At 40.9% G+C, this 257-nt stretch carries 1 riboswitch.

Annotated features, from left to right (window positions below):
- Window positions 1-42: 42 nt before the first annotated feature.
- Window positions 43-128, top strand: a riboswitch (cyclic di-GMP riboswitch).
- Window positions 129-257 lie beyond the last annotated feature (129 nt).

The following is a 257-nucleotide window of genomic DNA, read 5'->3' as shown; positions in this document are numbered from 1 at the left end:
GTGTGAGCCTAATTCAACAAAAACTTTATTCTAATAACCCAGTCACGCACAGGGCAAACCACTTGAAAAAGTGGGACGCAAAGCTTCCGGCCTAAACCACTCGTTGGTATGGTAGCGGGGTTACCGATGGCAAAATGCAGTAACTGCTAATACTTTAGTAATTTACAGCCTATTGACAATTTAATTGCAACATTTTGCTAATCTCTCGGACCTGCTTATTTGGTGGCGTAGTTCAAATACACCGAGATAAATAACAT

This window comes from Vibrio sp. 10N.222.46.A1, from assembly GCF_041473595.1.
GTDB classification, from domain to species: Bacteria; Pseudomonadota; Gammaproteobacteria; order Enterobacterales; family Vibrionaceae; genus Vibrio; species Vibrio tasmaniensis_A.
The sequence above is the reverse complement of the archived record's forward strand: the minus strand, read 5'-3'. Positions and strand labels throughout refer to the sequence as shown.